This is a genomic window from Marivita geojedonensis, assembly GCF_002115805.1.
Taxonomy (GTDB): Bacteria; Pseudomonadota; Alphaproteobacteria; order Rhodobacterales; family Rhodobacteraceae; genus Marivita; species Marivita geojedonensis.
This window is the reverse complement of record NZ_JFKC01000027.1, coordinates 1-26,194: the sequence shown is the minus strand read 5'-3', so window position 1 is coordinate 26,194 and position 26,194 is coordinate 1. Positions and strand designations below refer to the sequence as shown.

General features: G+C 51.8%; 18 protein-coding genes. 11 read left to right on the top strand and 7 right to left on the bottom strand.

Going from position 1 to position 26,194, the window contains the following annotated elements:
- Positions 1-338: 338 nt before the first annotated feature.
- Entirely contained in the window at positions 339-1,313 is a 975-nt protein-coding gene (locus tag MGEO_RS18400; protein ID WP_085641121.1) for a hypothetical protein, read from the top strand.
- Between the two features lie 3 nt (positions 1,314-1,316).
- Positions 1,317-4,976 (top strand): glycosyltransferase, encoded by a 3,660-nt coding sequence (locus tag MGEO_RS18395; protein WP_085641119.1) that lies wholly within the window; start codon positions 1,317-1,319, stop codon positions 4,974-4,976.
- 71 nt (positions 4,977-5,047) lie between these two features.
- Here MGEO_RS18395 and MGEO_RS18390 read toward each other — a convergent pair whose 3' ends face one another.
- Positions 5,048-5,944, bottom strand: a complete 897-nt coding sequence (locus MGEO_RS18390) for a hypothetical protein (RefSeq protein WP_146132422.1) — start codon at positions 5,942-5,944, stop codon at positions 5,048-5,050.
- Between the two features lie 303 nt (positions 5,945-6,247).
- Here MGEO_RS18390 and MGEO_RS18385 point away from each other — a divergent pair, with 303 nt between their 5' ends.
- The 3 genes from MGEO_RS18385 (at position 6,248) to MGEO_RS18375 (ending at position 8,625) form a co-directional block, all read left to right on the top strand.
- Positions 6,248-6,916 carry a ParA family protein gene (locus MGEO_RS18385; protein ID WP_085641115.1) on the top strand — a complete coding sequence of 223 codons (669 nt, stop codon included), beginning with the start codon at positions 6,248-6,250 and terminating at the stop codon, positions 6,914-6,916.
- Positions 6,909-7,166: a hypothetical protein gene (locus tag MGEO_RS18380; RefSeq protein ID WP_085641113.1), complete on the top strand. Its 258-nt coding sequence runs from the start codon at positions 6,909-6,911 to the stop codon at positions 7,164-7,166. Before MGEO_RS18385 ends, MGEO_RS18380 begins: the two co-directional genes overlap by 8 nt.
- Before the next feature lie 421 nt (positions 7,167-7,587).
- Positions 7,588-8,625: a replication initiator protein A gene (locus tag MGEO_RS18375; protein ID WP_085641111.1), complete on the top strand. Its 1,038-nt coding sequence runs from the start codon at positions 7,588-7,590 to the stop codon at positions 8,623-8,625.
- Positions 8,626-8,801: 176 nt separating this feature from the next.
- Here MGEO_RS18375 and MGEO_RS18370 read toward each other — a convergent pair whose 3' ends face one another.
- On the bottom strand, positions 8,802-10,313 hold the full coding sequence (locus MGEO_RS18370) for a glycosyltransferase family 4 protein (RefSeq protein WP_158091050.1): 1,512 nt from the start codon (positions 10,311-10,313) through the stop codon (positions 8,802-8,804).
- 338 nt (positions 10,314-10,651) lie between these two features.
- Between MGEO_RS18370 and MGEO_RS18365 the strand changes: the two genes are divergently transcribed.
- Both MGEO_RS18365 and MGEO_RS18360 read left to right on the top strand, forming a co-directional pair.
- Positions 10,652-11,587, top strand: coding sequence for a putative nucleotide-diphospho-sugar transferase (locus MGEO_RS18365; protein WP_085641107.1), 936 nt, complete (start codon positions 10,652-10,654; stop codon positions 11,585-11,587).
- A gap of 206 nt (positions 11,588-11,793) precedes the next feature.
- Positions 11,794-14,358, top strand: coding sequence for a beta strand repeat-containing protein (locus tag MGEO_RS18360; protein ID WP_143746296.1), 2,565 nt, complete (start codon positions 11,794-11,796; stop codon positions 14,356-14,358).
- Positions 14,359-14,600: 242 nt separating this feature from the next.
- Here the strand turns inward: MGEO_RS18360 and MGEO_RS18355 are convergent, their stop codons facing one another.
- Positions 14,601-16,169: a hypothetical protein gene (locus MGEO_RS18355; RefSeq protein WP_143746295.1), complete on the bottom strand. Its 1,569-nt coding sequence runs from the start codon at positions 16,167-16,169 to the stop codon at positions 14,601-14,603.
- A 264-nt stretch (positions 16,170-16,433) separates the two neighbouring features.
- Between MGEO_RS18355 and MGEO_RS21600 the strand changes: the two genes are divergently transcribed.
- The 3 genes from MGEO_RS21600 (at position 16,434) to MGEO_RS18340 (ending at position 19,725) form a co-directional block, all read left to right on the top strand.
- A complete protein-coding gene (locus tag MGEO_RS21600; protein ID WP_170102926.1) occupies positions 16,434-17,603 on the top strand; it encodes a hypothetical protein in 1,170 nt (389 codons plus the stop codon).
- Positions 17,604-17,921: 318 nt separating this feature from the next.
- A complete protein-coding gene (gene ispD / locus MGEO_RS18345) occupies positions 17,922-18,602 on the top strand; it encodes a 2-C-methyl-D-erythritol 4-phosphate cytidylyltransferase (protein WP_085641101.1) in 681 nt (226 codons plus the stop codon).
- A gap of 100 nt (positions 18,603-18,702) precedes the next feature.
- Positions 18,703-19,725: a sulfotransferase family 2 domain-containing protein gene (locus tag MGEO_RS18340; RefSeq protein ID WP_085641099.1), complete on the top strand. Its 1,023-nt coding sequence runs from the start codon at positions 18,703-18,705 to the stop codon at positions 19,723-19,725.
- 118 nt (positions 19,726-19,843) lie between these two features.
- On the opposite strand, the gene MGEO_RS18335 is transcribed toward MGEO_RS18340, so the two are convergent.
- Positions 19,844-21,643 carry an ABC transporter ATP-binding protein gene (locus MGEO_RS18335; protein ID WP_233140000.1) on the bottom strand — a complete coding sequence of 600 codons (1,800 nt, stop codon included), beginning with the start codon at positions 21,641-21,643 and terminating at the stop codon, positions 19,844-19,846.
- Positions 21,644-21,790: 147 nt separating this feature from the next.
- On the opposite strand from MGEO_RS18335, the gene MGEO_RS18330 reads away from it, so the two are divergent.
- A complete protein-coding gene (locus MGEO_RS18330; RefSeq protein ID WP_233139999.1) occupies positions 21,791-22,480 on the top strand; it encodes a lysophospholipid acyltransferase family protein in 690 nt (229 codons plus the stop codon).
- Here the strand turns inward: MGEO_RS18330 and MGEO_RS18325 are convergent.
- From MGEO_RS18325 to MGEO_RS21205, 3 genes are all read right to left on the bottom strand, one after another.
- Positions 22,477-23,625 carry a hypothetical protein gene (locus MGEO_RS18325; RefSeq protein WP_143746294.1) on the bottom strand — a complete coding sequence of 383 codons (1,149 nt, stop codon included), beginning with the start codon at positions 23,623-23,625 and terminating at the stop codon, positions 22,477-22,479. The genes MGEO_RS18330 and MGEO_RS18325 overlap by 4 nt on opposite strands.
- 104 nt (positions 23,626-23,729) lie before the next feature.
- Positions 23,730-24,344, bottom strand: a complete 615-nt coding sequence (locus MGEO_RS18320) for a hypothetical protein (protein WP_085641091.1) — start codon at positions 24,342-24,344, stop codon at positions 23,730-23,732.
- Positions 24,345-25,141: 797 nt separating this feature from the next.
- A complete protein-coding gene (locus tag MGEO_RS21205; protein WP_143746293.1) occupies positions 25,142-25,879 on the bottom strand; it encodes a DUF6065 family protein in 738 nt (245 codons plus the stop codon).
- Positions 25,880-26,194: the final 315 nt, after the last annotated feature.

Genomic DNA, 26,194 nt, shown 5'->3' with positions numbered 1-26,194 from the left:
ACTCCACCGACAAGAAGAGATGTAGCGTGATTTTTATACTCCCCCTAAAATCATGCTTACTATTGTGTTTTTGCTACATATTTTGTTTTCCGAGGATCCGGATGCGATCACGCATTGCGCAAATCGTGCTCAAATGACCTCTCACAACCGGCGCTGCGCGCAGCATACAGGGCCCTTGCAAACCCTTGATTCAAAACGAAACCATGCGCTGAATGAACCTTTTCTCGATTTGACAGCTCCCCCGATTTCACTGACAGTCCCGACCTTGATGGGTTCAGAATGGGAGAGTCGGCCCATAATCATATGTACGGCCACCCAACACCCACGAAAGAGGTTTTATGACAGCCGTCGATGCCATGGCCGTACACGCCGCCATCCTGCCGTTTGTAACAGCCTGGACAGAAATGGACCCGGATCTGGAAGTCATATCTTCCAAGACCGACGGCTGGGACAACATCTTGGCTGGCTTGGGAATCCGGATGCGGACAGGCTTTGACCAGCTTCCGGAACACTGTGCAGTCATAACGGATTTCGATGCGCTGGACAGATTGCCTCGCGACGAACTGAAAGCCTGGGCGCTGACATTGGTCCAACGCTGCAGGCCTGGCGCCATTCTGGTTCTAGGAGGAGATAATCCGAACCACCCAGAAGCCCCGACCGGCACGCTTCCGCAAATCGAAGGAGTTGAATTTTTGCGCGCCGCTGGTGTGGAGCGCATCCGCATCATTGATCCAATCGTGGACACCACGGACGAGAGATTTTTGTCGGACCTGTACGGGATCAGCCGAAGATATGCCATCGTGGGGCAAACCAAAGCCTACGGGAAACCTTTTGATGTCTTCTCAGCCCCGTTTTCCATGGCTCCGGAAATTCCCTCTCTGGACCGCATAAAGCGTGCTGATCTCAGGCTGCAGCAACACTTTTTCGATGTTGACGCCAAAGTCCAGGATGTTGACTCCACCCTGCAAAACCGTCTGTGTCACCTCGACAGCGCGTTGCAAAAACAGGCTGCGGAAATCAATCACCTCCGAGAACATGTGGCCGCACTGGAGACGAAGCTGAAACGTGCAACACGTCGCAGAGGACTGCGCAAACTGGTGTTCGACCTCAAAAGCAAATGGCGCTCGAAAACCGAGACACGTGCATTTTCATCGGTAGTGAAGAAGGAGGGAGACATTTCATCAGGGGCTCAGATCCCTGAAAGGATTGCACACGCTGCCAACCCTGCTGCGCCGCCAACGCTGGATCCGATCCCGTTGTCCTCCCGTGAGGTCGCGATACGCAATCGTTTGCTTGAACCAGAAGCCGAGTAAACCATGCGTGTCCTGATCGATCTTCAATGCGTGCAGTATGAGCCGCTGCATCACAGAATGGGAAGCTTTCTCCTGGGTTTTGTGGACGCTCTCCTTCCCGCCTCGACAACTGCTGGGCATGACGTCCAGCTGTTGCTCAACAGCGCGTTTCCAAAGACCGTCCCCGTTCTGCAACGGCGCTATCCAGATCTCTGTAAAACCCGTCGTATCCATGTCTTTGATGGTCTGCAGAAGACACACACGCAGCAAGACATCGAGGCTTGGCGGTCCGCAGCATCCGCGCTCATTCGTGACTTCGCAATTGCCGGCCTGTCACCTGATCTGATTGTCAGCCCGGTTCCGGCCACAGAGGGCCAGATAACGGGTGTAGGGAGCGGCTTGGTCTTATCAAACACTCCCAACCTGATGCTCCTTCAAGATCCAGGGTTTAAGGAAATTCTGAAGTCCAATTCGGATACCAATCCTAACTTCGAAAACCATCCCGCCGCCGTGCAAAGAGTGCTTTCAGCCAGTGATGGGATGATGGTCCTGTCCGAGACCGCTTATCAAGACGCGTTGGAAGCCTCGGCTTTTCCCGCGGAAAACCTTCATATCATCTCCCAGGATGTCGGCCCCCAGTTCGCCCCACCCGATCACATGTCTCTGGACGATATGGCACATCTGCGCGCACGGCATGCGCTGCATCGGCCTTACATGCTTTGTGTTGCAGCCGATGACTGCGCAGACAGCATGGCAAACCTCATCGCTGCATATGGCGCTTTACCGAAGGGAATGATCGAACGCCACGCACTGGTGATCATCGGCGACCTGTCCGGAGAAGGTGCCAACAGCCTGCACCGAGTGGCAAAGTCGCACGCAGTTGATGCTGCGCACATACGTATCCTCACACATGTCTCAGACGCAGACCTTCCCGGATTATATGGACTGGCTGAACTTTTCATAGCGCCGTGCTCAGGGGAACATTTTGGTCGACAGGCCCTGGAAGCCATTCGCTGTGGGACACTGACGCTTGGGGCAAACTGTTCCGGCCTGCCAGACGTGATTGGCACCAGTGAGACCTTGTTTGAGCCCATGGACAGCTCACAACTGTCCTCCCTGATCTTGAAGAGCCTGACACATAAGGACTTCAGGGCCGTGATGCAGGACCGGCAGAAACGCCATAGCGCTCAATTTTCTTGGCAAATGACAGCGCAGAAGGCTCTTTCCGTCTTTTCAGAATACGCGCAGACCCAAACGACCGAACCGGCCTGGACTGCCACACAAACACGGCTTGATGCACTGGAAGATCATGCCATCACTGCACTAAAGCGCCTTCCCCGGCCAGGGACCGGGATGCGCGACCAGGACCACAAGGATCTGGCCCGCGCCCTTGCCCGAACACGAAAGACGGCGGAAGATTTCTGGCGTCCACGCGACCTGAAGAAGACGGACCTGAACTGGCGACTCGAAGGCCCCTTTGACAGCACTTACAGCCTTGCATCTGTAAACCGCGAAACAGCACGCGCTTTGGAAAAACGGGGTATCAACGTGGCTCTTGTCTCTGCCGAAGGAGACGGCCCGTTCGATCCTGATCCCGATTTTCTGCACGAGCATTCCGATCTCGCGATGTTGCACAGATCTGGAGACAAAATCACCCCGGAAGCCGCTGATATTGTCAGCCGGAATATGTTCCCGCCACGCGTCTCTGACATGCGAGCGCCACTTAACTTGCTTCATGGATATGCATGGGAAGAGACCGGCCTGCCGCAAGCGTTTACCCGAGACATGACAGACCATCTACAAGGGCTTCTGGTCACCTCCCCTCATGTCAAAAAACTCTTTGAAGATGCTGGAGTTGGCTTGCCGGTTCATGTCGTTGGCAATGGGGTGGATCATTTGGATGTGCCACACGAGGCGCTGCCCTTTGCCCTGCCGCAAGCGGAGCTGACGTGCCTGCACGTCTCCTCTTGCTTCCCCCGCAAGGGTGCAGATGTCTTACTGAAGGCTTTCGCCGAAGCCTTTGCAGGCGATGACGGTGTGCAACTCCTCATCAAGACGTTTCCAAACCCACATAACGATATAGCCAGCCAGATCAGAACCCTGAAAAAGACCCACCCCGATCTGCCCCAGATCACGATCCTGGACGACGCGCTTACACCCGGACAGATGCGGAGCCTGTATGTCGCTTCAGATCTTCTCATCGCCCCCTCCCGTGCAGAGGGCTACTGCTTGCCCGTGGCAGAGGCCGTGTTGGCCGGAACACCTGTTTTGACCACTGGTTGGGGCGGGCAAAAAGTCTTTTCCGGCAACCCCTTGGTTCACTTCATAGACTATAAATTCGAACCGGCGCAGAGCCATCTGGACACATGGGATTCTGTCTGGGCAGAACCGGACACCGCTGACTTGGTGCAAAAACTCAAGGCGTTCAGAACCACGCCAAAGCCCGGCCCGGACGATTGTGAAAAAGCAGCAAACGAAATTCTGTCACAGCATTCATGGGAACAGGTTGCGAAGCGATCAGACACCGCCGTTCGGCACATTGCGTCCCGAGCCCCCTGCCCTCCCCCCAAAGTGGGATGGATTTCAAGCTACAATACGCGCTGCGGCATCGCGACGTACTCTGCGCATCTGATCGGCACCTTTCCGGATGAGGTCACTGTTTTTGCATCTCACTCTGAGGATCGCATCACCTCGGATGAGGCCAATATTCGACGCTGCTGGCGACAAGATGGCCATGACACTCTTGCTCATCTGCAGGCTGAAATCCGCACCAGTGACCCACAGGTTTTGGTGATCCAGTTCAACTATGGGTTTTTCAACTTTCCGCATCTGGGCGCTTTGATCTTACGCGCCAAAGCAGAGGGGCGAAATGTGGTGATGATGCTGCATGCGACGGATGATACTCCCGTCCCTCCAGAACGGCATCTTGCCCGCATTCGCCCTGCGCTCGAGGCGTGCGATCGCTTATTGGTTCACTCACATCATGACCTTAACCATTTAAAATCATTAGGTTTAGTTGAGAATGTTGCTCTTTTCCCCCATGGTGTACCATACGCAAAGGTACCTCCTTCTCCCCCCATAACCCCTGACCGACCAGTGGTATTGGGAACCTACGGATTCTTCCTGCCCCCGAAAGGTCTGGATCGACTGATAGAAGCTGTCGCACAGCTGCGAAACCAGGGTGAGAATGTCGCTTTGGAAATGATCAACGCGGAGTTCCCGATTAAGGATTCCGCAGAAGCCATTGGTGCGGCGAGGCAGCAAATCCGAGCATTGGAGCTGGACCAATATGTGAACCTGGAAACAGGATTTCTGGATGATGAAGAGAGCTTCTCACGTCTTGCTCGGGCAGACGCGCTGGTCTTTTCCTATCAGAAAACAGCCGAGTCCGCCTCTGGCGCAATCCGGCAGGCTCTGGCCTTGGATCGCCCCGTTCTGGCAACGCCCTTGCGCATTTTTGATGACGTGGAACCTTTGATCATGCGCCTCCCCGGCACGACGGCTGAAGCGATTGCGCAAGGGCTCAAACCTGTGATCCGAGCATTGCGAGATCCTGAAACCGAGCCCACCACGGCAAGACAACTGAACACAATACGTGAGAACGCAAATCGCTGGCGACAGAGCCACGCGTATCAAGTACTCGGCCCCCGCTTGTGGCGTCAGATTTGCTCCCTGACTTCTTAGCCAAGCGCATCTGATCGAACCTCCACTCCACGAGGCTCAATCAGTCTGCAAAAATCATATTTTCCAGTGCCTTAGAGGCTCAACACTGCGCAAGTGTTTCCATGTTTCCCCAAATGGATATGGTTAGTGAAAATCTCTTTCTTGAGGTCGAACACCGCAAGCATAGCGTTGCTATCCATGCGGTCTGCACGGTCTTCATTGAACCCATAACTCACCGCGAGCAGGTCTCCGAATCGAGCCAATCCCCGAGGAAATGGGATGCCAATGGTCTCTCCAGAACCCAGGAGATCAGGGTCAGAGGGGCTTTCCAGAAGAAATCTATCTTGTTTCCCCGTTTCGATGCTGACTCTCACGAGCGCTGAACCCCGACTGTCGAGCGTCCAAAACACATCGCCCATAGGCACGATGTCATGGCAACAAGACCCCAGATTTTCATAGACTCTCGTACAGACAACGCGCCCTTGATGCGCCTCTTTGAGAGATAGACGCATTGCAAAACTCGGATCATCCCAGTTGTGGGCAAGAACGTATAGGTGGTCCCCTCCCCTGCTTGCACAATTGATGTGGTACGCGTCAAAAGTATGATCGTCATGGCGCTTGAGATGCGACGGGACAGCTTCATTGACCGGAAGGGGCTGATCTGACCCAATAATGCTTTTCTTCAATAAAAACGGATACTTACTCACTGTAACAAACAGGGAATTCTGGTCTGCCTCAATTTCATGAAGATCGTAGAAGTCTTTATGTCCATACCGGATAGGTGTTGGTAGCAACCGCCCGCCAGGCAACATCACATAAACACGAATAACGTCTACCGGATCACCAGGCGTAATTGGCTTTTGATCGATATCCGCGTTGCGTTCGGCAACGAAAACAATCGGCCCCTTCCGTGCAAGACCGAAGTAGACACCGTGTTTGTCGCTTACGACCTTGATGGATTGAAGCTCACCCGGTTCTGTAAGCGTCACGTCCAGCAGTCGTCTGAATGTCGATACCAATAGTCTAGGCATGGGGTTTGTACGCTGCCGTTTTGGGAGATTGAGTTTGGGCTAAAAACGAAGTTCTCGGATGTGTTGTGTGCTGTGCGTAGTCGAGCTATCCACAGCACACAAGCATGCTTCGATTAACTACCCACAGGTAGAGTAGGGTACCATAAGGTACTATAGGTATATCTACTATACCTACGACATTACAAATCTACTCATTGGTTGACATGAGTTGGATACTCTAGGCATAAGTACTATACTTGCAGCTACTTTATAGAGGAGTCTATGCCGGTTATCTCATTTGCGAGCTCCAAAGGTGGAGCGGGAAAAACCACCTCAGCAATCATTCTCGGCACCGAGCTTGCTGAAGGTACAAGTGTCATCATGATTGATGCGGATCCCGCGCAACGTCTCAAACGATGGGCATCATTGTCTCCGGCACACCCCTCTCTCGATGTTATTTCGAGTGGAGGAGAGCGAAGCATTCAATCTGAGATCGATGATGCAAAAAGCAAAGCAGCTTTTGTTTTGATCGATCTTGAGGGTTCAGCCAGCCGACTCACGTCTTTCGCAATTTCTGAGTCTGACTTTGTCATCATTCCATCTGGTGAAGAGCAGCAGGATGCGGATGCAGCGATAGATACCTTAGCAGAAATTGCCATGGAGAGCCGTGCTCGCCGCAGGCCCATTCCTGCAGCGATTTTGCTGGCAAGAACTTCTGCCGCGGTGAAGAGCAGACTTGAAAAACACATACACTCTGAATTGAAGAGGGCAGGGCGTGTTTTTGAAACTGAACTTCATCGCCGCACAGCGTTTTCTTCATTGCATAATGCAGGAGGAGGATTGCGTCAGTTAGATCGTAGTGACGTCAATGGTGTTGATAAAGCCATTGCAAACGCTCAAGCATTTGCTGCCGAGGTTGTCGAATTGCTCGAGGAAACACAAAATGCCTAAATCGTTGGATCTCGACAGACTGAAACAATTTGAACCTTCCAAATCTGAACCTCTCCGCAATGAACACGAGACACGACAACCTTATGCGATGGAACGCTGGCCCAGTCGGGAAGCAAGCATTGATGGTCAGATCAGTATCAAAGGCCCTATGACCACCATCCAAAGGTTCAAAGCGCTTTGCAAAGAAGATCGCCGTACATATGCCGATATGCTCGATATCTTGATCACGCACTTTGAAGGAAAGCAGTAGCTACGAGGTCCTGCTCTATCTTCTCTGCGTGATTGAACGGGAATCATCAGTGGTCTCATCCTGATCTGTGAACAATCACCAGCCTCGAGAGTGTTAATAAGTGTTAGACTCGTGTTAAGGCACCTATCAGGCTGCTTTTTCCTAGCTTTCTCAAAGCCTTCCGAGCACCCCCTGTGTGTAAAGTGGTGATTCTGCGTGTGTAAAGTGGTGATTCACCGTGTGTAGAGTGGTGATTCCCGAATCAAGCCGCTGATCCCCCTGAAACCTGCCCGATAACCCCTTGCGGCGACTCGTCTTTTCGGCACGCACCGTGTGTGAAGTGTCGAAAGCCCTGTGTGTGAAGTGTCGTTTTCCCCTTGGCGTGTGTGAAATGTCGTTGTACGGTGCTGCGTGTGTGAAGTGTCGTAGAGGAGCGTGCCTCATGTCATCGGCGACAACCGCCTATCCGCTGCTGCCGGATCGCCATCCGCAGGGGGATTTCTTTGTCTGTGACATCCTCGATGCCGCCCCCAAGGGCGACATGGGCTCGATGGAACACCCTATCTTTTCCCTGAGCACCAAGCCCGACACCCGGCCCCGGCGCTATGAACACAACGGTGTCACCATCGACATCAAACCCTCGGTCGACGGGCTGGCCACGGTGCATGACCGCGACGTGCTGATCTACTGCATCTCCTCGCTCATCAAGGGCATGAACGAAGGCAAGGAACCCCAGCAGGTGATCCGCTTTCAGGCCGCCGACCTGCTCAAGGCCACCAACCGCATGACCACCGGGCGCGGCTACAACCTCCTGAAGGCCGCGATGGAGCGCCTCGCCGGCACCCGGATCTCGACCAACATCACCACCGGTGGCAAGGAGATCTTCGAGACCTTCGGCCTCATCGAACGCGCCAGGATCGTCCGCGAGACCCGCGACGGGCGGATGCAGGAGGTGGAGGTCAAGCTGTCGGACTGGGTCTTCAACGCCATCCGCGCGCAGGAGGTGCTGACCCTCAGCCGCGAGTATTTCCGCCTGCGCAAACCGCTTGAACGGCGCATCTACGAACTGGCGCGCAAACACTGCGGCCGCCAGAAGGAATGGCGCGTCTCGATGGAAGTGCTGCAGAAGAAATGCGGCTCGGGATCGACCCTGCGCGAATTCCGCCGCCTCGTGGCGACCATCGCCAAGGAGGATGCCGAGTACAATCACATGCCGGATTACCAGATCCGCATCGACGACGCCAAAGACCAGCTCATTGCCCGCTCCCGCGGCACCGTAGGGGCCGACCCATCTGAGGCGGTCGACATCCCTCCACTCGACCCGGACGTCTACGATATGGCTCGCGCCGCTGCCCCCGGCTGGGATGTTCACGCAATCGAGGCAGATTGGCGTGCCTGGGCCAGCACGACGCCCCGTAATCCGGAAATGGCGTTCCTGGGCTTCTGCAAGAAGTGGGCTCAGCAACGTGGGGAAGGGTAGGGCAGTCAGCCTGTGACCTGCTAGTCTGAAAACAGTACCTCTGCACGGTTTAAGCTGATCATGAGTGCTGCATCGAAATCGCCGATCCTGCGGATCTTCGTAACGGCATGTATCCAGCGAAATTTAGAAGGGTACACTCCATTACAATTGGATCTTATCGAGTTTTCAGACGCCAACTAACTGGCAGGATGCATCATTGGAGACGACGCAAGTCTGGGCTTTGCGCTATTCTCACTGACAACAATATCATGCAGCTCTTTTGCGACTGTATGCCAGGAGCGCAGCTCCGTTTCACGAATGCGGGCTTCTAGATTGGCACGGTGATCAGAGTCACCAACGAGCCGCATGATTGCATCCGCAATGCTTTTGACAGATTCAGGATCACAATACTCGACCAAATTCTCCCCTACCTCAGGCAAGGAAGATGTATTGGAAACGACAGCTGTCTTTCCGAAGCTTAAGGCCTCGCCGACAGGAAGCCCCCATCCTTCAAACAGGCTTGGCATAGCGAGAAACAGGCAGTTTTCGTAAAGACGCCTCAAGGCGTCTTCACTTGGGCTATCGAGAACCGACACATATCCGTAGACATTGCCGGTTGCGTTTAGCAGGTCCTTAAGAGACTGCACCATGACACTCTCCTTGCCAGCGATAACCAGCCTCGGAAGGTCAACATGCCCTTGATCAATCAGGGATTTCCACGCCAGCGCAAGCCGCCAGACGTTTTTCCGTGGTTCGATGGTTCCTACACACAAAACGAAAGGTGAGCCAAGCGCCTCACGGGTGGCGTCGGGCAAATGGATGATTGGACCGACATCCGACAGTTTTTTCAAACGGTCGTGTGGGGCCTTCAACTCCGTGTAAGTTCTCGGAGAGGGAGGGGTTTCAGTTCTAGGTTCGTCTGCAAACTGAGCTTGCGCCAATCTGATGACCTCGATCTCACGATCTTCATCAAACTGATCTAGAAACAATTCAAGATCTTTCCGGGTTGCATCTGAAACAGCCAAATAAGAGTCGGTAAAATCGAGAGATCCTGTTAGCCAGTTTTTGAAATCGAGCGGGACAAACCCTGGTGTTGTCTCAGGGGTGATAATGGGTATCAAATCATGAACCAAGGTATAAACATGGCACCCCATATTTCGAGCATCCTTAAAGAATGCAAAATATCTCTCATTCCATGTTGAATCGAGTAGAACCAGCTTGTCACCTGGCTTCATCACTTCAAGTGCCGGCATGGAGTTTAATTTCTTATTCACAGACGAATTTTTTTCATTCTCTCTTATTTTGATCCAATCTGCAGCAGTAATTCCAAATCTTTTAAATTTCCGGTTCTTCCCCATTTTTGCAAAAAAATCGAACTGTATCTTGTAAAACGCTTTTTTGATAGAATTGTGCTCATAGCGCTTCAACACTGTATTTGACGTATGAACGCTCCGGTCTTCAAAAAAGACAGATTGAAGTCGGGTAGGGGATTTTAAGACGTCCGCTGTCAGATCCTCAAGGGATAAACATTTGTGGTTTCTGTCTTTTCGATCATAGTAAGAGACATATACATTTGAAGGAGAATGAATTTCGCTAATCTCGGAAACCAACATCGAGACAACCCGTTGGATGCCTGTGTAGTGACGTGCATGCCGAATGTGGTTGAGCAAGGACGATACGTCAAAGAAAAGACGAACTTCATCAGTCATTATTACATGCTTCCAAGATGCTAGCTGAGGTCTTGGCGTGACTATGGCGTCCATTCAACGTAGTCAATCAGGAACGACACCTAGCCACGTGCCAGTGTCAGGGTCTTCCTCCATCAGTCTTCCAGACCCCGGTCTGCTCCGCCCTGTGGTTGCTTGGATCGAGGATAAGCCTGTCATGAAGGCAAGGCTTCCTGCATAGATACATGTCTCTCGCCGAGCCCGTTGTCGATATCGATGGCCCAAGCCTGATGGCTCTTGCATTGCCGGAGCCAAAGTCACTACTGAGACAGTCAATCGAACAAAAATGAGTATGAAAAACAAGGGTGGCACCACAGCCAATGATAACCTCAAAAGACAAAGAGAAGCTTTTCCTGTTTACGGTGATCAGTGAAGAATACGCCAAACTAGGCTTGGCTTGGGGGCTTCAGGTGAAGGAGGTAACCGGGATAAAGCCCCATTTTGTTTGTTCAGATGAAGAGTCATTCAGGTATCTGAAATCTCATAGGTTTCCTTGTACCAAGTATGCGTTTGTAGAAGCGAACTTCGCGCCGGAAGAAAAGAACTATGGGGAGATACATTTTCCGACTGAGAAAGCCGTATTTACGATCTCTCTAAAGCTTGAAGTGGCATCTGAATATTTGAAATCAGGATATACGATCTTGTATAGCGACGTCGATGCGATTTGGCTCAAAAACCCACTGGCCGACCTAAAGTCAATCGACGCGGATTTCCTGTTCCAGCCTGGATCATTTCCTGACGACGCAAAGAAGCTTTGGGGATTTTCTGCATGTACCGGTTTCTTTCTAATGCGGCCGAGCCCTCAGGCAGCAGCTTTCGCAGATACTGTTCGTTCAAGTTTCGATGGAGATGATCAGCGTACTCTCAACCAGGTTCTTCTGAACAACTATCATATTGACTGGTCAGAGAGGCCCGAAGCTTGGGAGCATTGTGCAATAAAGGATGGGTGGACGAAGCCTGTTCTTGGCCGTTGTGAACGGACGGGCCTGACTTTGGCTGCATTGGGCCATTCATTTTATCAGCGACATGGAACGAAGAAAGGCTTCTGTCAACATGCCATCGTCTGCCATCCGAATTCACCAAAAGATCAGGACGGGAAGTTCGAGACATTACAGGGCCTTGGCATAAATCTTGGCCCCATTAGCGTTAGTCAATCTGTTGAGCCCGTGCGCGAACCTGAAGATGACGGGACGCATATTGAAGTGGGAAGATTTCTTAACTGGTTTGGAAGATTTTGGAAGTCGGATCAGAAGTAAGCAGCTGCAAATTTTAGACTGGGCAACAGGCACTGGAACGAATCGAAAAACTGTCTAAGATCAAAATGTTATTTTAATGTAGTGACCGTAGTCGCAGTTCATCATGTTGATCGCCATAGATCTACCTATAGCGGATTTATCAGGCCAACACACAACTCCCAATGTCGAGCCAACTTTGTGTCTCGGTTTTAAAAAAGGTATGTCTCATGGCCCTAGTTTTCTCCACACTAAGTTTTGAAGATCGAGTTTCAGCTATTTTCATTGGGTATTATAACAGGGCTCCTGCGGTTCCTGGTAAGGATGCGTATGTCACTGATTTTTCGAACGGTCAGACGCCTGCACAAGTTGCCAGATCGTTTGTTCCACAAACTGAGACGCTTAACCTCTATCCATCAGTAAATAGTGCCGTGATTAGCCAGGCCGACGCGATTAAACTCGTGACGGATGTATTCAACAATCTGTTCAACCGTGATCCAAGCAACATTGGGCCTGATAACTTCTGGGTTAAAGAAGTGTTAAAGCCAGGCGCTGAGGTTGGTCAGGTGATCCTGAACATCATGAGCGGTGCTCAAGGTAATGATCTGGCAGTTCTGACCAACAAGATCGATGTTGCTACTGCATATGTTGCTGCTGCGGAGGCTGTTGGTGACAATGGCACCGGCGCTCTGAAAGACACCATTCTAGACAATGTTGATGGTACACAGGCGTCCGTTGACACCGCCACAGCGACAATCACAGCAGCGTTCCCAGTTGCGGGTAACACAATTAATCTGACAACAAGCCAGGACCAGCCTGGCGGCGGCGGCGGAGGTACAGATACCCAAGGTACTGGGAATGATGACACTTACTCTGCAACAATCTCAGCCAATGGCGCTGGTACCTTGCAAGACAATGATGTGATCGCGGCGGGTGGAGGAACAGACACACTCGCGGTGCGTGTGATTTCTTTAAATAATACCGAAACGGTAGCCCCTGCGGCCACAGGTCTTGAAGAAATTTCCGTGGATAATCAGGCCCAAAATGGCACTTTCATTTTCAATTTCGTCGCGATTGAAGGTGAGATGTCGGTGACCTCCACGATGAGCAGCTCAACGAATGCCATATTTACTGATTTTACCAATCTTGATGAAGGTACACAGATCAGACTGGTCAATATGAATGGTGAAACGACCGCTTCCTTCAAAGGGGATCGAAGCGCCTCAACCAATGATGTTATTGACCTTTATGTTGAGAACTCCGGAGTTCTGGAAGACAGTGCGATCTTCTACGCAGCTACCACTGCACCGACATCTGATACTACTTTCGAGATTGCAAATATTGAAACTGGTGGCACGGGCCCATCTGTTTTGGACTTACAGGGCATGGAACTTCTGTCTCTTGTTATCACAGGAGACCAAAAGCTTTTCCTTGAAGATACAGACGACAGTTTCAGTACGCTTCAATCTGTGGATGCGAGTGGGATGACAGCTGGCGGGTTGGCCATCAATGCTGAAGGGAGCACTGTGTCCTCATTCTCCTTTACAGGGAGTGGACAAGCGGATTCGTTGGAGCTGAACAATTCACTGTTTAACAGTGCAAACACCCTGTCTCTGAACGGGGGAGGCGGCATGGACACGTTGATCGTGGAGACGTTCACCAATCTGTCCCCATCTTCGATCAACCAAGTTACCAGCTTCGAGATGCTGGAAGCCTCAAATGCCGTCTCAAGTCTTGTCGCAAACAACTACACAAACATCGACACCTTTATCTTTGCGGGCCAAACATCAAATGGCAATCGCCTCAATATCACAGGTATCCAAAACGACGATCACTTCATATTCACGTCGGATCAGGGTCAAGGGGATGAGACGGTTCGGTTCTCTGGCCAGAATGCGGGTACTTCCCTGTCATTTGAACTGGAGGCTCAGAGCGGCACAGGTGGGGAAATCCGGATTGTGACCGATACAAACTCGGGTAATGACAATGCCGCTATCGGGTTTGGCAACTCCAATATTTCTTCGGTTGAGATCATTTCCAGTGGCAGCAATGCCGCCGCGAACGTCATCCGGTCTGAGGATAATGGAAGCGACTTATATTATGCATTTGACAACCAAAATGGGCCAACCAATTTCACCATTTCTGGATCTCAAGCGCTGACCATCACCGCTGAAACGGGTGTGAACTTGAACGCGGCCTCTGACGAACGAGGATTTGAAGGGGCTGTCAATCTTGACGGGTCTAATGCCACAGGGGACCTGCGTATTGCCGGTTCTGGGGCCGCAGATGTGATCCAGGGTGGGTCTGGGAATGACGTCCTCTATGGTTTGGGCGGGGACAATGTTCTGACGGGCAATGAGGGATCGGACCAATTCCGTTTCTCCAATTGGTCCGGCACGTCAACAATCCAAGACTTCACGGCTGGAGAAGACACTGTAGGTCTACAACGCGTTGCTTTTGGAAACACCACCGAAACGCAAGCTGGTACCGTAGTCAGTACTGACGATTACATTGAAAATGTTGCGTCGATTACCGGGTTGTCGAATGCTGAAACTCTGCGGATTGTCGAGCTTCAGACTGCCCTGTCTCAGGACCAAATCGAAAACCAAACAGGTAGCGCGCTGCAAAGCTATATTTTGGTCTTCAATTCGACGTCTGGAAAAGGCGAGCTCTGGTTTGACACGGATTGGTCAACGACAACTAGCCGGTCACAAACGGCTGTGTTTGACAACATCGACTCGCTGGTCGAGTTGACTGGATTGTCAAACACAGATTTCGTCGAATATACGTTCTAAAATAAGTCTGTACATTAGGTAGAACAGGCCGGCTCCCGTGCCTGAGCCGACCTGTTCTAGCCGCCCAGCGAGGGTACTCTGTTGAAGGCGATTTTAACTTTTTGGTTTTTAGGGGTATATTTGGTCAGCATCGACATCGGTGATGGCTTTTTTGTCTTCGGTTAATGGATTTGGCAGGTTGGAAGAGTTCAACTTAAAAGTTAAGATCTAAAGGCCAATTTGGTGTAGAACCCCGATTTCGGCTAAAAAGCATCTAAAAGGTAAAAGCTATTCCATGGGTTCATCGTCAGTGAATCGATGCCCATCTCCGGACCTATCGAATATCCCAAGGTCCCCTTGTTCCATGCTCCGAGAAGTGACCCGCTTGCTGCGGAGTCGACATCCAGCATGGGACCAACTCCCCCAGTCCACAATACGAGTGACGCCGGTCTCTCTCTGGCCATCCGAGCCAATACCTTCATGATCCGGATCTTGTAGTTCCAGAACCACAGCATGCCTGTGCTCTCAAGGTAATCCCGATCCCTGCCTGCAAGACGGTTGTAGTTCACGAACTCTTCCGCAATCACTCGCATGGCATCTTCTTCCGAGTATCCCTTCTCTTTGATCAGGTGATCGTAGAGAACAGCCTTGGCCACAAAGTCACCGTACTGAACAGCCCTGTTGAGCCCTTGGAAGAGGGCAGAGTCCTTCGTGATGACAAAGTTCTTGAACGCTGTCTGTGCAGGCCCAGGAAGCTTGTCTGCAGCCCAATCGAGGTACTCTTCGAGCTTACCCTCACGCAAAGCCTGATCCTGCTCAGTCAAGCTCTCAGAGACTGTGCTGAACTCACCGGCATCGAGCAGAGGTTTGATCGAGAGGTTGTTGTTGGCATCTTCGAGGACTTGCAATTCGGCGTTGATCCGACGTGCCTTGGCAGGATTGTCGATATTGGCAGCCAGCTCAGCGTTCAGCTCCAGGATCTTGCTCTGGTTCTGAACATACTGGTTGATCTCAAGGAACTTGGCTCGCTGCTGCTTCACCAACTGCAGAGGACCAACACCCCATGTCATCAAGTGAAGGTTGTTCGAGATCAGGTTTTCCCAGATGACCGTCAGAGACCGCACCACGATGGTGGTCTTGGCCATGCTCACAACCTCTGTAACAGCCGTCTCTGCCTTCACCATGTACTTGTAGGCATTGTCCCCCATGATGACCGTAGCAGCCTCCTTGATGGCGTTCTGAGCCTCAGGAGACCACCGGCTGACACCGGTCCAGGCATCCCGCACAGACGCTTGGTGGAAGCCCAGAGCATCATTCACCATGTCCTTACGGATCATGAGGGTATCTTCCCCGAAGAGCTCTGCTGCATTTTCCTTGAGCTTGTAGCCCATCGTATCCCAAGCATCCCGGATGACCTGATCTTTCACCTTGGGATCAGCCACATTGATGAACTGGCTCTCTTCGCCATTCTTCCGAGCTTCTTCCCAAGTGTCTTTGAGCGTCTGAACCAGTTGCTTGTTGAACATGTCGGACTGGGTCTCTTCCACGATACGACCAGACCAGACACCCAACATACGAGCCATGTGTTTATCCTGCTGGAGAACCTCCCGCTTCTTGGGATCCATGGTTCTCTCATAGGCCACCACATTGCCTTGAGCGTTGAAGATCGGGATCAGGTGGGTATCTGCAGAGAGGTCATTCTGTATCCGTCGGATGTTCTTACGAACCCGATCTGCCTTGGCTCCGTAGATGTAGCCTGCCATCTCCCCTGTCTGGCTCCATCCTGTACGCGGATCGACGCCTTGGTAGGTGGAGTGAACGGTCTGTGCCACACCTTGGCGATAGGCGGATTTTCCACCGGCCTAAAGAGAACCTAAAGCCAAACAGCCAATCCTGATGCTTCTGCTCAAATTCTACTTGAGTTCAACTTTTTCTACTTGCTCAGGCTTTAGGTTTCTACTTGGCTCTACTTTTCGCCAACCGTTTGAGTAGGGCAGGGCGGCTCACTGCTCTTCCCACGTGCCGGTCGTCTTTGACAGAATTGACCAATCGCCGTTAGGCTTCTGCTACATACATTGCTCAGCAAGGACGGCACTATGAGACGTCATCTTCTAAAATCATTTACTTTTTTGGCTGCAACATCCGCATTTGCGGCCCATGCGCAAACATATGACGTTCCGGGCGGATCAGTCAGCATTAGTCCTGATGGCCAGATTTCGGGTAGTCTGCAGGAGAGCTATTCCGAGCCAGGGTACCAGGAGTTCAGCAGCACTGACCTCTCCGGGAGTATTTCTCCTGATGGTACCATATCCGGTAGTTTTCAGGGGACTACGACCTTCAGTGATAGCGAGCAGAGTTTTACGCAGCCTTTCTCGGGACAGTTTTCCGGCACGATCAATGAAAACGGAGAATATCAGGTTCAATGGACTGGTCCTGAGCCAGGAGCCGACTCTGGCCAGTTGCCGGGATTCTCCCTTTTTGATGCTCCTCCACCGGATGATGGCGACGATGTTCCGCCACCTCCACCACCTCCAGATGATGGTGACGATGTTCCACCACCACCACCTCCTCCTCCTCCACCACCGCCTCCAGATGATGGCGACGATGCTCCTCCGACACCGGATGACGATGAGCCTCCATCCCCCGGAAACAGCAGTGATGATGACTCTCCGCCGTCATTTAGATTTGTATCGGACGACGATGATGGTCCACGTCGTGAAAGGGCACTGAATCTTTCTGGTAGGTCGAACCTTGATGGTGGGGCGGCATCTGGATCGACGGTGATCAGTGGGCTTGTTTTGACAGAAACAAATGAAGCTTCCGTGATTGCTGAGCGCTTGGGGCAAATCGAAGCGATCTGTAACTCGATGGATGAGCCTTATAAGGTTGATTGCTTTGCGACAACGTATCGTGACTTGGCCGATGCTATCGAAGAAGCTGGAGGTGATGAGCTGGTACGAGAAACTCTCTCTGACGCAGCGCGTAAGCTGGATGCATTGGTCAGGAACAATTTGGACCGTCAAAAGACGCCGCTTCGTGCCCACCTAACAGATCCATCGAACCAAGAAAAAATCCTCTCTACGCCCCCAATGCGGGCCGTACGAGAAGACAAAACCGCTGAACTGAAGCGTGAAGCCGCAAATATACTTGAAGAGGCCGAAACTGTTTTGCTGAGGTCGGCAGCCAACAGTTCTTCGAAAGCTCTTTTGTATCAAACAGTGGCTGCTTCAATCAGTTCCAACAAGGTGCTTCTCAGATCGTCGTAAGACCGCGAAACAATAGATGCTTTCGGCCAGCACGTTTGGGCTAAGCATTTGAAAAGTTTAAACATCATCCACACAGAGCCAGCTCTGTGTGGATGATGTTTGTGCACTATGCTTTTCCGTAAGATAGGGAAGATGTCTAAACTCAGTTCAGAATGTGTCCCGCACAATTCGTTTTACGCATAATTATGATTATGTAAAATTTGTCCTTTTCATGCATCGGACACTGCATCGCTCGGAGGACTTGGCAATACCGCTTTGAGCAGTAAAAGCAGCCTAGGATTACAACTGCCGTGCAGCCAAGCCAGAGGAAAACCAGGTATGACAAATGCCGCGCTAATCGTTGCTGCGGGCCGAGGCAGCCGCATGATGCAAATGACACCCAAGCAATACTTGTTGTTAGAAGGGCGTGCGGTTCTGTGGCACACGGTACAGGCTTTTCTTGCTTCCTCCGACATCGATCACGTTTGTGTCGTGATCCATGAAAATGATCGGAGCAAGTATGATGCCGCCATCGCCGGGCTCGATGATCCCAGACTCTTGCCTCCAGTCCAAGGAGGGTCATCAAGGGCGGCTTCCGTGCGCTTGGGTCTTGAAGGGTTGCGCAATCAGGCTCCTGCAAATGTGCTGATCCACGATGCGGCACGCCCTTTTTGTGCGCAGGAATTGATACGGGCGGTTCTGCGGCCGTTGCCGGAATTTGACGGAGCATTTGCTGGCTTACCAGTTGTCGATGCTCTTTGGAGAACTGACGGTTCTGAAGCAATGACATCTGTGTCGCGTGATGGCCTTTGGAGAGCACAGACCCCGCAGGCCTTTCGCTTTGGCGCCATCATGGCAGCCCATGCTGATGGAGATGCCGATGCGGCTGATGACGTGGAAATCGCCTGCAAAGCCGGACTTCGTATATGTGTAGTCGAAGGACACGAAGACAACTTCAAGATAACTTCACCGCGCGATTTTGAGCGAGCTGAGCGACTGATATCCGATTGGACGAGATGACGTCCCTGCTCAAACAATCCATGCAACGCCGTGACATAGAAAAACCCCCACGGTGTGTGATGTGACGCTGCGGTAGAAAGTCATAAAAAGGAGCGCCTTCTTGGCCATATATCCAGACACCTACTGGCAGGTAGCCTATGAAAAAGCCCTTCGTGTGGCTGGAAACGGCCCTGTCCTTGTACCCGAAGCCTTTGGTGAGGCTGGTGTCACCCCTTACAGCCAGATAAGCTCAACAACAGATTACGAAGTTATCGTTGCCCACAAGGACGCTCTGCTCTCGTTTCCTCGGTGGCTTGTCGCTAGACTGGCTGAGTATGAAACGGTTTTGGAGAACAGTGTTTTTTTCGTACTGAGACGTCCTAGAACCGAAGGTCGATTTCAGCTCGCGACTTCCGTTGCACAGGCACATATGACGGAAATCATGCATCGTGTCTCAGGCTTGAGCGCACAACTTGATTTCGTGCACATTCCTAAAACTGCGGGCACCTCAATCACACAGGTTCTGCGCTCCAAATCTATCGGATATCAGTATTTTTCGACCCATCAAGAGCTTACAGCTTGCACAGACATCAACGTATATTCGACAGTTGCAGGCCATTTTTATCTCTCGAAGCTGCTTGAAAAACGTGGTTCAAACGCGGGTGATGTATTCACTGTTATCCGCAACCCGGTTGATCGTTTTTTGTCTGCAGTTGGGCATGCCCGTCGGGCTGAGGAAAACCCCGAAAGCTTTGGCCCCAGCATGAAGGCCATGCGGACAATGTCCCTCCCGGAGTTTATGGATACAAAATTCGCGGGGGTTGAGATTGCCCAAACCAGTTGGATGCTCGGACATCCCAGCAGGGATGGCTCCACTCTTGAAGAGCGATTTTCTTTAGCGGAAGACTACGTCAGAAGCGGTCAGATCAAGATTTTTGACCAGTCCAATCTTGCGCCACTGACTGAGTATCTCCGGCAAACCAGGAACCATGTTGGTGGTCTTAGTACCCTTAACCGTACCCAAAACAAGGCCAATGCTTTCACCATAGAAGAGCAGGCCTTTTGTGGAAGCAATGAGTTCAAGGCCCACTTTCGAGATGAAATCAGCTTCTATAATATGCTTTGCTCAATGTCAGAAAATTAGACTGGTCTGCCGATCTGCCGCGCCCAGCAACCACACGGAGTTCCGTTTTCTGGCTTGTTCTTCCTGGTGATTTGTCGTGTTGACGCCGTAGACCAAAGTGCACCAATGAACGCTGTTCCTATCGGTAGCTCTTTTTTTGTGCTCCATACATTCCAGCATAGAGGCCTGCTTGTGCCAAAAGATCTTTGTGGGTGCCTTGTTCGACCACTTTTCCGGCATCTAGCACGTATATCCAGTCCGCATGGGTAATTGCCGACAAACGATGAGCTACAATAAGAGTGGTTTTGCCTTTTGAGAGGCGGTTCAAGGCATGTTTGACCTTGTCTTCAGTTTTCTGATCAAGGGCAGAGGTTGCCTCGTCAAGCAGCAGGATTGGTGAGGCCCGCAAGAAGGCACGAGCGATTGCGATGCGTTGTTTCTGCCCACCTGATAGTTGACTGCCTTTAGGACCAAGTGGCTTGTCTCCACGAGCATCCATCAACTCTGCGATTTCAGCGGCTTCTGCGGCGGCACGTACTTCTTCGTCACTTGCATCTGGACGCACGTAACGGATGTTGTCTTTCAGCGAGCTGTTGAAGATTACAATATCCTGGGCCACCACTGAGAAAGAAGAGCGCCAGTTTTTGATCTTTAGATCCGTAATTGGCGTGCCGTCGATAGTTACCTGACCGTGTTCGACGTCGTAAAGCCGGGTCAGCAGGCTTAGCACCGTGGTCTTACCGGAGCCAGTGGCACCGACGATGGCTGTCACCTTGCCACCTTCAAAGCGCATCGAAAGGTCGTCAAAAAGTGGATGCTTACGATCGTAGCTGAAGCGGACGTTTTCGAGCACGATGTCACCGTCCGTGTTGAAATCCGTATGCGCATTCTCTCTGTCGAAAATGGTCGGTTTCTCCCGATGAAGACTTCGCACTCCGTTGAGAATAATCAAATTGGCCTGCAGTTTTGCAAAGAAGCTGGCCAGCGATCTTGCTGGATCAAAAACCAGGACAAGCCCAAGTAGATATGCAATGATCCCAGCCCCATCGAGGCCAAAGCTTCCAGACAGCACCATGTAGCCGCCACCGCCGATTAACAGCACGTAAACAAAAGCTGCCATCATGTCGATGGCGGGGACGACAACAGCTTGAGCGCTCTGTAGGCGTATTGATAGTTTGCGTAGATTTTTGGTGGCTTCTACGAGACGTTCGCGCTCGATAGGCTCCTGCCCCGCAATTTTTACAGTGCGCATGCCTGAGGACATCTCGTCAATGCCTGTCATATAGGCGCCCATGGCGTTTTCTGACGTAGCTTGGACCTCTTTTATCTTTGCGGACACATGCTGCAACAAAAGTAGAATTGTTGGCAGGATGATCAGAGCAGCAGTGAACAGAAGCGGTGATTTGTAAATCAGATAGCCCGAAACGATGATGACCGTTGCAGCGTCTCGCACCGCATTGACCGTGGCCTGCCCCACGAAGAGGCTTAGTCCCTGCGCTTGGTTGACCAACCGCAGGATGATCTCGCCAGACTGAGTACGCTCAAAAAACGCCAGATCAAGTGTCATCAGGTGGTCGATTAGATCGCGTCGCAGCTTCATTACTGCGTCACTTGCCAATCGCACAGACAAACGCGGGATCAGGTAGGAGATGATTGCACGCGTGGTGAAGAGGCCAAAGACGATTGCGCAGACCTCGATCAGGTCGGACATTGCGCCGCTGTCGAAGATCACCCTTAATCCGTCTTCTGTCAGAGAGAGAAATTGCTGATAGACCACCCCTTGAATGGTTATCATGCCCAGTACCACAAAAAGCCAAGGTGTTTTGGACTTGAGGTAGTTACGCCAGAACCATGCGATATTATCGCGGTCCTGTTCACTGAACATTGGCCGTTTCTCTTTGGCGTCTTTCGGTTTCTTTGAAGCGGCTAACAGGGCCATGCAGGATTCCATTGGGTCTTACGCCTGCCTCTACAGTGATTTGGTATAGAGGTCAGCCCCCTCCTGTCATGGCGTTGGTGCAGTCTTGTCTTGAAGGGCAAAAACCTCCAAAACAAACGGCTCTACGAATTCTTTAGGCAAACTCCCGTGTCCCTGCGCAGACGGATCGAGACATCTAAAACGGTTGCGGCGGGTCTGGGCGCCCTTGGTTGGGGTTATCTGGCCTTTTGTGACAGAAACACGGATTGGCAGGTTGAAGGTCTTACAGATCTACAGGATGCCTTGTCCGAAGGCCCGATCCTGCTGGTGATGTGGCATAGCCGGTCAGTGATGGGAGCCATCCATTGGCCGGTTGCAGATGGACCGCTCTCCAGTCTCTACAACCGCTCACCGGTGGGACGCATCTCAGGCGCGGTGCAGCGCCGAGCTGGTTTGCAAGCGGTGGAGATGTCACGCACCCGGTCGAACCGCAGTGCCTCGCGCGAGGTACTGCGACGCTTTCGTGACGGTGTTAGCATTGGCATGACCGGGGATGGTCCGCTGGGTCCAGCGCATGAGGTGCTCGATGCGCCGCTCGACTGGGCGCGTACGCTGGGGGCACCGGTCTTCTGCTATGCGTTTTCCACCACGCGCGGGCGGCAGCTCAACACTTGGGATAAGATGCTTGTGCCTTTGCCTTTTGGCCGAGGGGCAAAGGTGTTCGCCCGGTTTGACGGCACCCTGCCCCGCCGTGCCACTGGAGCTGAGCTGGAAGCAACGCGAGAAGCACTACGCTGTTTCATGGATACCACCACCGCACGGGCAGATGCTCTCGTTGGGAAGGCAGCAGAGTCTTAAGGCGCTAAACCCACGATAAGATCGTCGAGCACCATCTGCCAGTAATGCTGCGTAGAGATGCGGACACTGGTGATGTTGGACATGTGCGGCGCATACCGCACCGGAGAATAGGCGCTTAGCGTTACTTGATCTTCTGCGACCTTCTTATCTCCACGCCAGAACTCGAAAATTGCCGTTTCCCCCTCTGAATCAGGCCAGGCTCCCGTGAGATGAACTTCGACAAAATCATAGCCGTCAGGATGACTGATCCGTCCTGGATGGCCAGAACTGTTGTAAGCTATGAAACTGCCTGAAGTGGCGCCATTCACATAGCCACGGCTGGACTTTGCGAAGACGTTAATCATTGCATTGAAGTTGAACCACTCCAGCCCGCCATATCCTGAAGGCACTTTCCTAAGCTCATTCTGGGAGATTTCGTCAAACGTGAGCGTCAGGAGGCGACCTGAAACTGGCTCTGTTTCCCGAAGGTTTCCAATATTGACCGGATACTCCTCAATCTCAACCAGCCGCTTGAAAGTTCCCGACGTCAACTCGTAACGCCCACGCTCAGGAACTGTGATGCGAAACTGTCCTGTCTCTGAAATTTCGATTGGATGTGACGAAAAACCAGGACCTGAGATTCTTAGCTCTGTACCCACTTCGGCCCGCCCCCGGATTTCCTTCGGTGGAACCAACCCAACTGGGTTCATCATTTCATCCAGACCACCGCCCATCGAGGCTCCTGGGACATCGATAAATTTCCTGATCTGCGATGTATTCCCCGACGTAACACGCCAGTCAGGCGGAACCAGAGCGGTAAAGCTGTAGTCTCCGAGTTCGTATATCGGCGCTTCGTCGGTTACTCGGGAGCCCGCGAAATTGGCAAACCCGTTTTCATTGGAAGCAACGCGCCAAAGCTCTTGGCCATCCTTCTCCAAAACAAAGATGATACCTGCAAGAGGTTGATCACCAAGGTCATAGGAACCGTTTTCGTTGCGATCCATGTAGGCGAAGGAAGACATGTTGAATGTTTTGTATTTTGTCTCCCAAGTTGTGTTGAGCGCATAGGGGTTTTGTGTTTCGGCTGTGGCTCCCGCTGCAATCAGCAGATTGGCAATCACGAAGATCAGATTTTTGGCGGATGGGCGAATTCTGAATATCATCACTTTTTACGTCCTTGGTGACGTTCGATGCAGCAAGGTGGGCAAAGAGTATTTTGCCCTAGCTGAAAACGCAGTGCGGGACCCTCTCGAGCCCCGCACTCCTATTCTTAGAAACACGCTTTCCAAGAAGCCGTTTTCTCAAAGTTCGAAGCACTCATCTTCAGACAGCTCGACTTCACAGACCAAGATGGACTCGCCGTCTTCCAAATCCCCAGCATCTGCTTGGCCGGGAGGTGTGCCACCTTTTCCAGGAGGTGTGCCTTTATCCTCTTGGCCTGGAGGCGTGTCTTTGTCCGCTTGCCCCGGGGGTGTTCCCTTATCTTCTTGGCCCGGAGGTGTATCCTTGTCTTTTCCTGAGGGCTCCTCACCCCGTACGCCGTCATATTTGGAATTTCCGACGTCCTTGTCATTGCCCGGATTCTGACCTTGTCCTGGACCCGGTTCGTTGCCGGGACCAGGTTCGTTACCAGGACCGGGCTCATTACCAGGGCCGGGCTCATTACCAGGGCCGGGCTCATTACCAGGGCCGGGCTCGTTACCAGGGCCGGGCTCGTTACCGGGACCGGGCTCGTTACCGGGACCGGGCTCATTACCAGGGCCGGGCTCGTTACCGGGACCGGGTTCGTTACCGGGACCGGGCTCATTACCAGGGCCGGGCTCATTACCGGGACCGGGCTCATTACCAGGGCCGGGCTCGTTATTTCCACCACTGTCGTCGTCATCACTCACAACCTGACCACCTTGCTCGGGCGTTCTGGCGCGGTCTGCTGCGGCCAAGTTGCTCTGTTGCCCACTGGCGGTTGCCCCTTCTGCGAAAGCCAACGCTACCTGAGGACAGGCGTTTTCCAGAGTTGTGATGAGATCAGGGTAGTAAGTGCGACCTTGCATAAGATCTGCAATCAGCAATGCATCGCCGTCAGTATCTATCTCGCAAAATACAAGAGGACATTCCTCCGACACATACCGCATGTTTGTATGGAACGTTGGACGTTCTGCCAATTTTGCAAGGATCTGCCGTGTACTCGGCTTAGACCAATCCCATGTGCACAAACCTTCTGGCACTCTCAGAACATTTCCGGACTCCGAACTTTGCGCTCTTGCAAAATCAGGAACACCAGCCAAACTCACCACAGCAAACAAGCCGACACACAACTTTGATACAGAGTTCTTAAAGAAATTCCTGCCTGTCATCTCGAGACACTCCCCTTCCTCAAAAGTCAGAACCAAGGGATTGTTCACCTTTTGAGCAAACTTCACATTGATCTAGGTCAAAAGCATTCGAGACTCGGAATGTGATTTCCAAATAAGTGAATAAATTATTGATTCAGTTGAAAAATTTTATTTTCTGGCAGCCTTGTTTTTACCGTACTATCTCCTGCTGAGGTATCACTGCTTGTATTTCGAGAGACACTTGGACCCTGTACACAGCCTTCAGCCGCAGAGTTGTCGCGGTCCCAACATGGCCAGAAATCACTTAAGCTGTTTGAGAAGCAATCATACTATCCAAGGGTGTGTAGACTTAAACGCCCCGAAACACTGGTTTTGATAGCTTGAGCCCAGTTCGATGGTGGCTGATTTTGGCATCATCGTCTCGTCCCTGAAAATAATCCTTCTGCCAGCCGCGTGATACCGCCTCGGGATCCCCAACCTTGAGCTTTTCATTAAACTCATTTCGCGAAGCCGAATATGCAGCGTAGCGTTTCATCAAATCTGATTCCTCATCAAGAGGTGTAACTTCAAGTTCATATGCTTCAATGTCATCTAAGCGCACAGGAAAGATCATACAGAATGGCGCACCCTTCTCAAAGGTCACCCATTCATTTGGCGAAGTCATCTTCCAGTTCATTGTGAACGTGAACGACAGCCAATCGGTCTCGATGATTCCAGTTAGCGGGGAGATATGAGCTCGCGGATCGTTAAAAGGACCGCTAGCAAGTATCGATACCCCTGGCTCTGTTGTCACAATGGCGTTGATGTGAAACGTTAGAATACCTGATCCAAAGTGTGAAATCGCAGGTGGGTCAGCCTCATTTTCATAAACGAACTCTAATGCTTCCAGGGCGTCGCTTCCGTTCCACCGTACGCTAAATCGCGAGCTGCATGCGATGGTCCACCCGTGAGCGTTAGCGATATTGAGAGGAAGACAGCGATAAGCAAAGCGGTCTGGAGAATTCTCCATCCACTCCCGTTTGACGCTAGCAGGTCTTATGTCGATCTGTCGGCCTGGTAGTGTGTTGATCTTGATAAGGTTTGGCATGGATGGCTCCACAATGGGTGATGCATGACGTCATAATTCTACACTGACACATGAGACGTGGTGCTGGTTTACTAAGCAATAGTAGTTGTCATGTGAAACTGGATTTCCATGTCCTGATGTTCAGTGCATCGGATTTGGAGGAGCGATTTAGTGTTGAAATGAAGCCTGCAAGATCAGGGCTGGAGCTACTGAGGCTATCTCGCGAAGTATAAAAATGGGGCCCAAAAGGGCCCCATTTAACGCGGTCATACTATGAAGGGATTACTCTACGACAATTCACTTATTCCCATTGTTACCGTTATTCCCATTGTTACC

Excerpts from the sequence above, each read along its gene's own strand:
- MGEO_RS18365 (WP_085641107.1), top strand. The coding sequence starts at position 10,652 with ATGATAACCTCAAAAGACAAAGAGAAGCTTTTCCTGTTTACGGTGATC.
- MGEO_RS21205 (WP_143746293.1), bottom strand. The coding sequence starts at position 25,879 with ATGCCAAACCTTATCAAGATCAACACACTACCAGGCCGACAGATCGAC.
- MGEO_RS18320 (WP_085641091.1), bottom strand. The coding sequence starts at position 24,344 with ATGACGACGACAGTGGTGGAAATAACGAGCCCGGCCCTGGTAATGAGC.
- MGEO_RS18370 (WP_158091050.1), bottom strand. The coding sequence starts at position 10,313 with ATGACTGATGAAGTTCGTCTTTTCTTTGACGTATCGTCCTTGCTCAAC.
- MGEO_RS18380 (WP_085641113.1), top strand. The coding sequence starts at position 6,909 with ATGCCTAAATCGTTGGATCTCGACAGACTGAAACAATTTGAACCTTCC.
- MGEO_RS18395 (WP_085641119.1), top strand. The coding sequence starts at position 1,317 with ATGCGTGTCCTGATCGATCTTCAATGCGTGCAGTATGAGCCGCTGCAT.
- MGEO_RS18335 (WP_233140000.1), bottom strand. The coding sequence starts at position 21,643 with ATGGCCCTGTTAGCCGCTTCAAAGAAACCGAAAGACGCCAAAGAGAAA.
- MGEO_RS18360 (WP_143746296.1), top strand. The coding sequence starts at position 11,794 with ATGGCCCTAGTTTTCTCCACACTAAGTTTTGAAGATCGAGTTTCAGCT.
- MGEO_RS18385 (WP_085641115.1), top strand. The coding sequence starts at position 6,248 with ATGCCGGTTATCTCATTTGCGAGCTCCAAAGGTGGAGCGGGAAAAACC.
- MGEO_RS21600 (WP_170102926.1), top strand. The coding sequence starts at position 16,434 with ATGAGACGTCATCTTCTAAAATCATTTACTTTTTTGGCTGCAACATCC.
- ispD (WP_085641101.1), top strand. The coding sequence starts at position 17,922 with ATGACAAATGCCGCGCTAATCGTTGCTGCGGGCCGAGGCAGCCGCATG.
- MGEO_RS18400 (WP_085641121.1), top strand. The coding sequence starts at position 339 with ATGACAGCCGTCGATGCCATGGCCGTACACGCCGCCATCCTGCCGTTT.
- MGEO_RS18375 (WP_085641111.1), top strand. The coding sequence starts at position 7,588 with ATGTCATCGGCGACAACCGCCTATCCGCTGCTGCCGGATCGCCATCCG.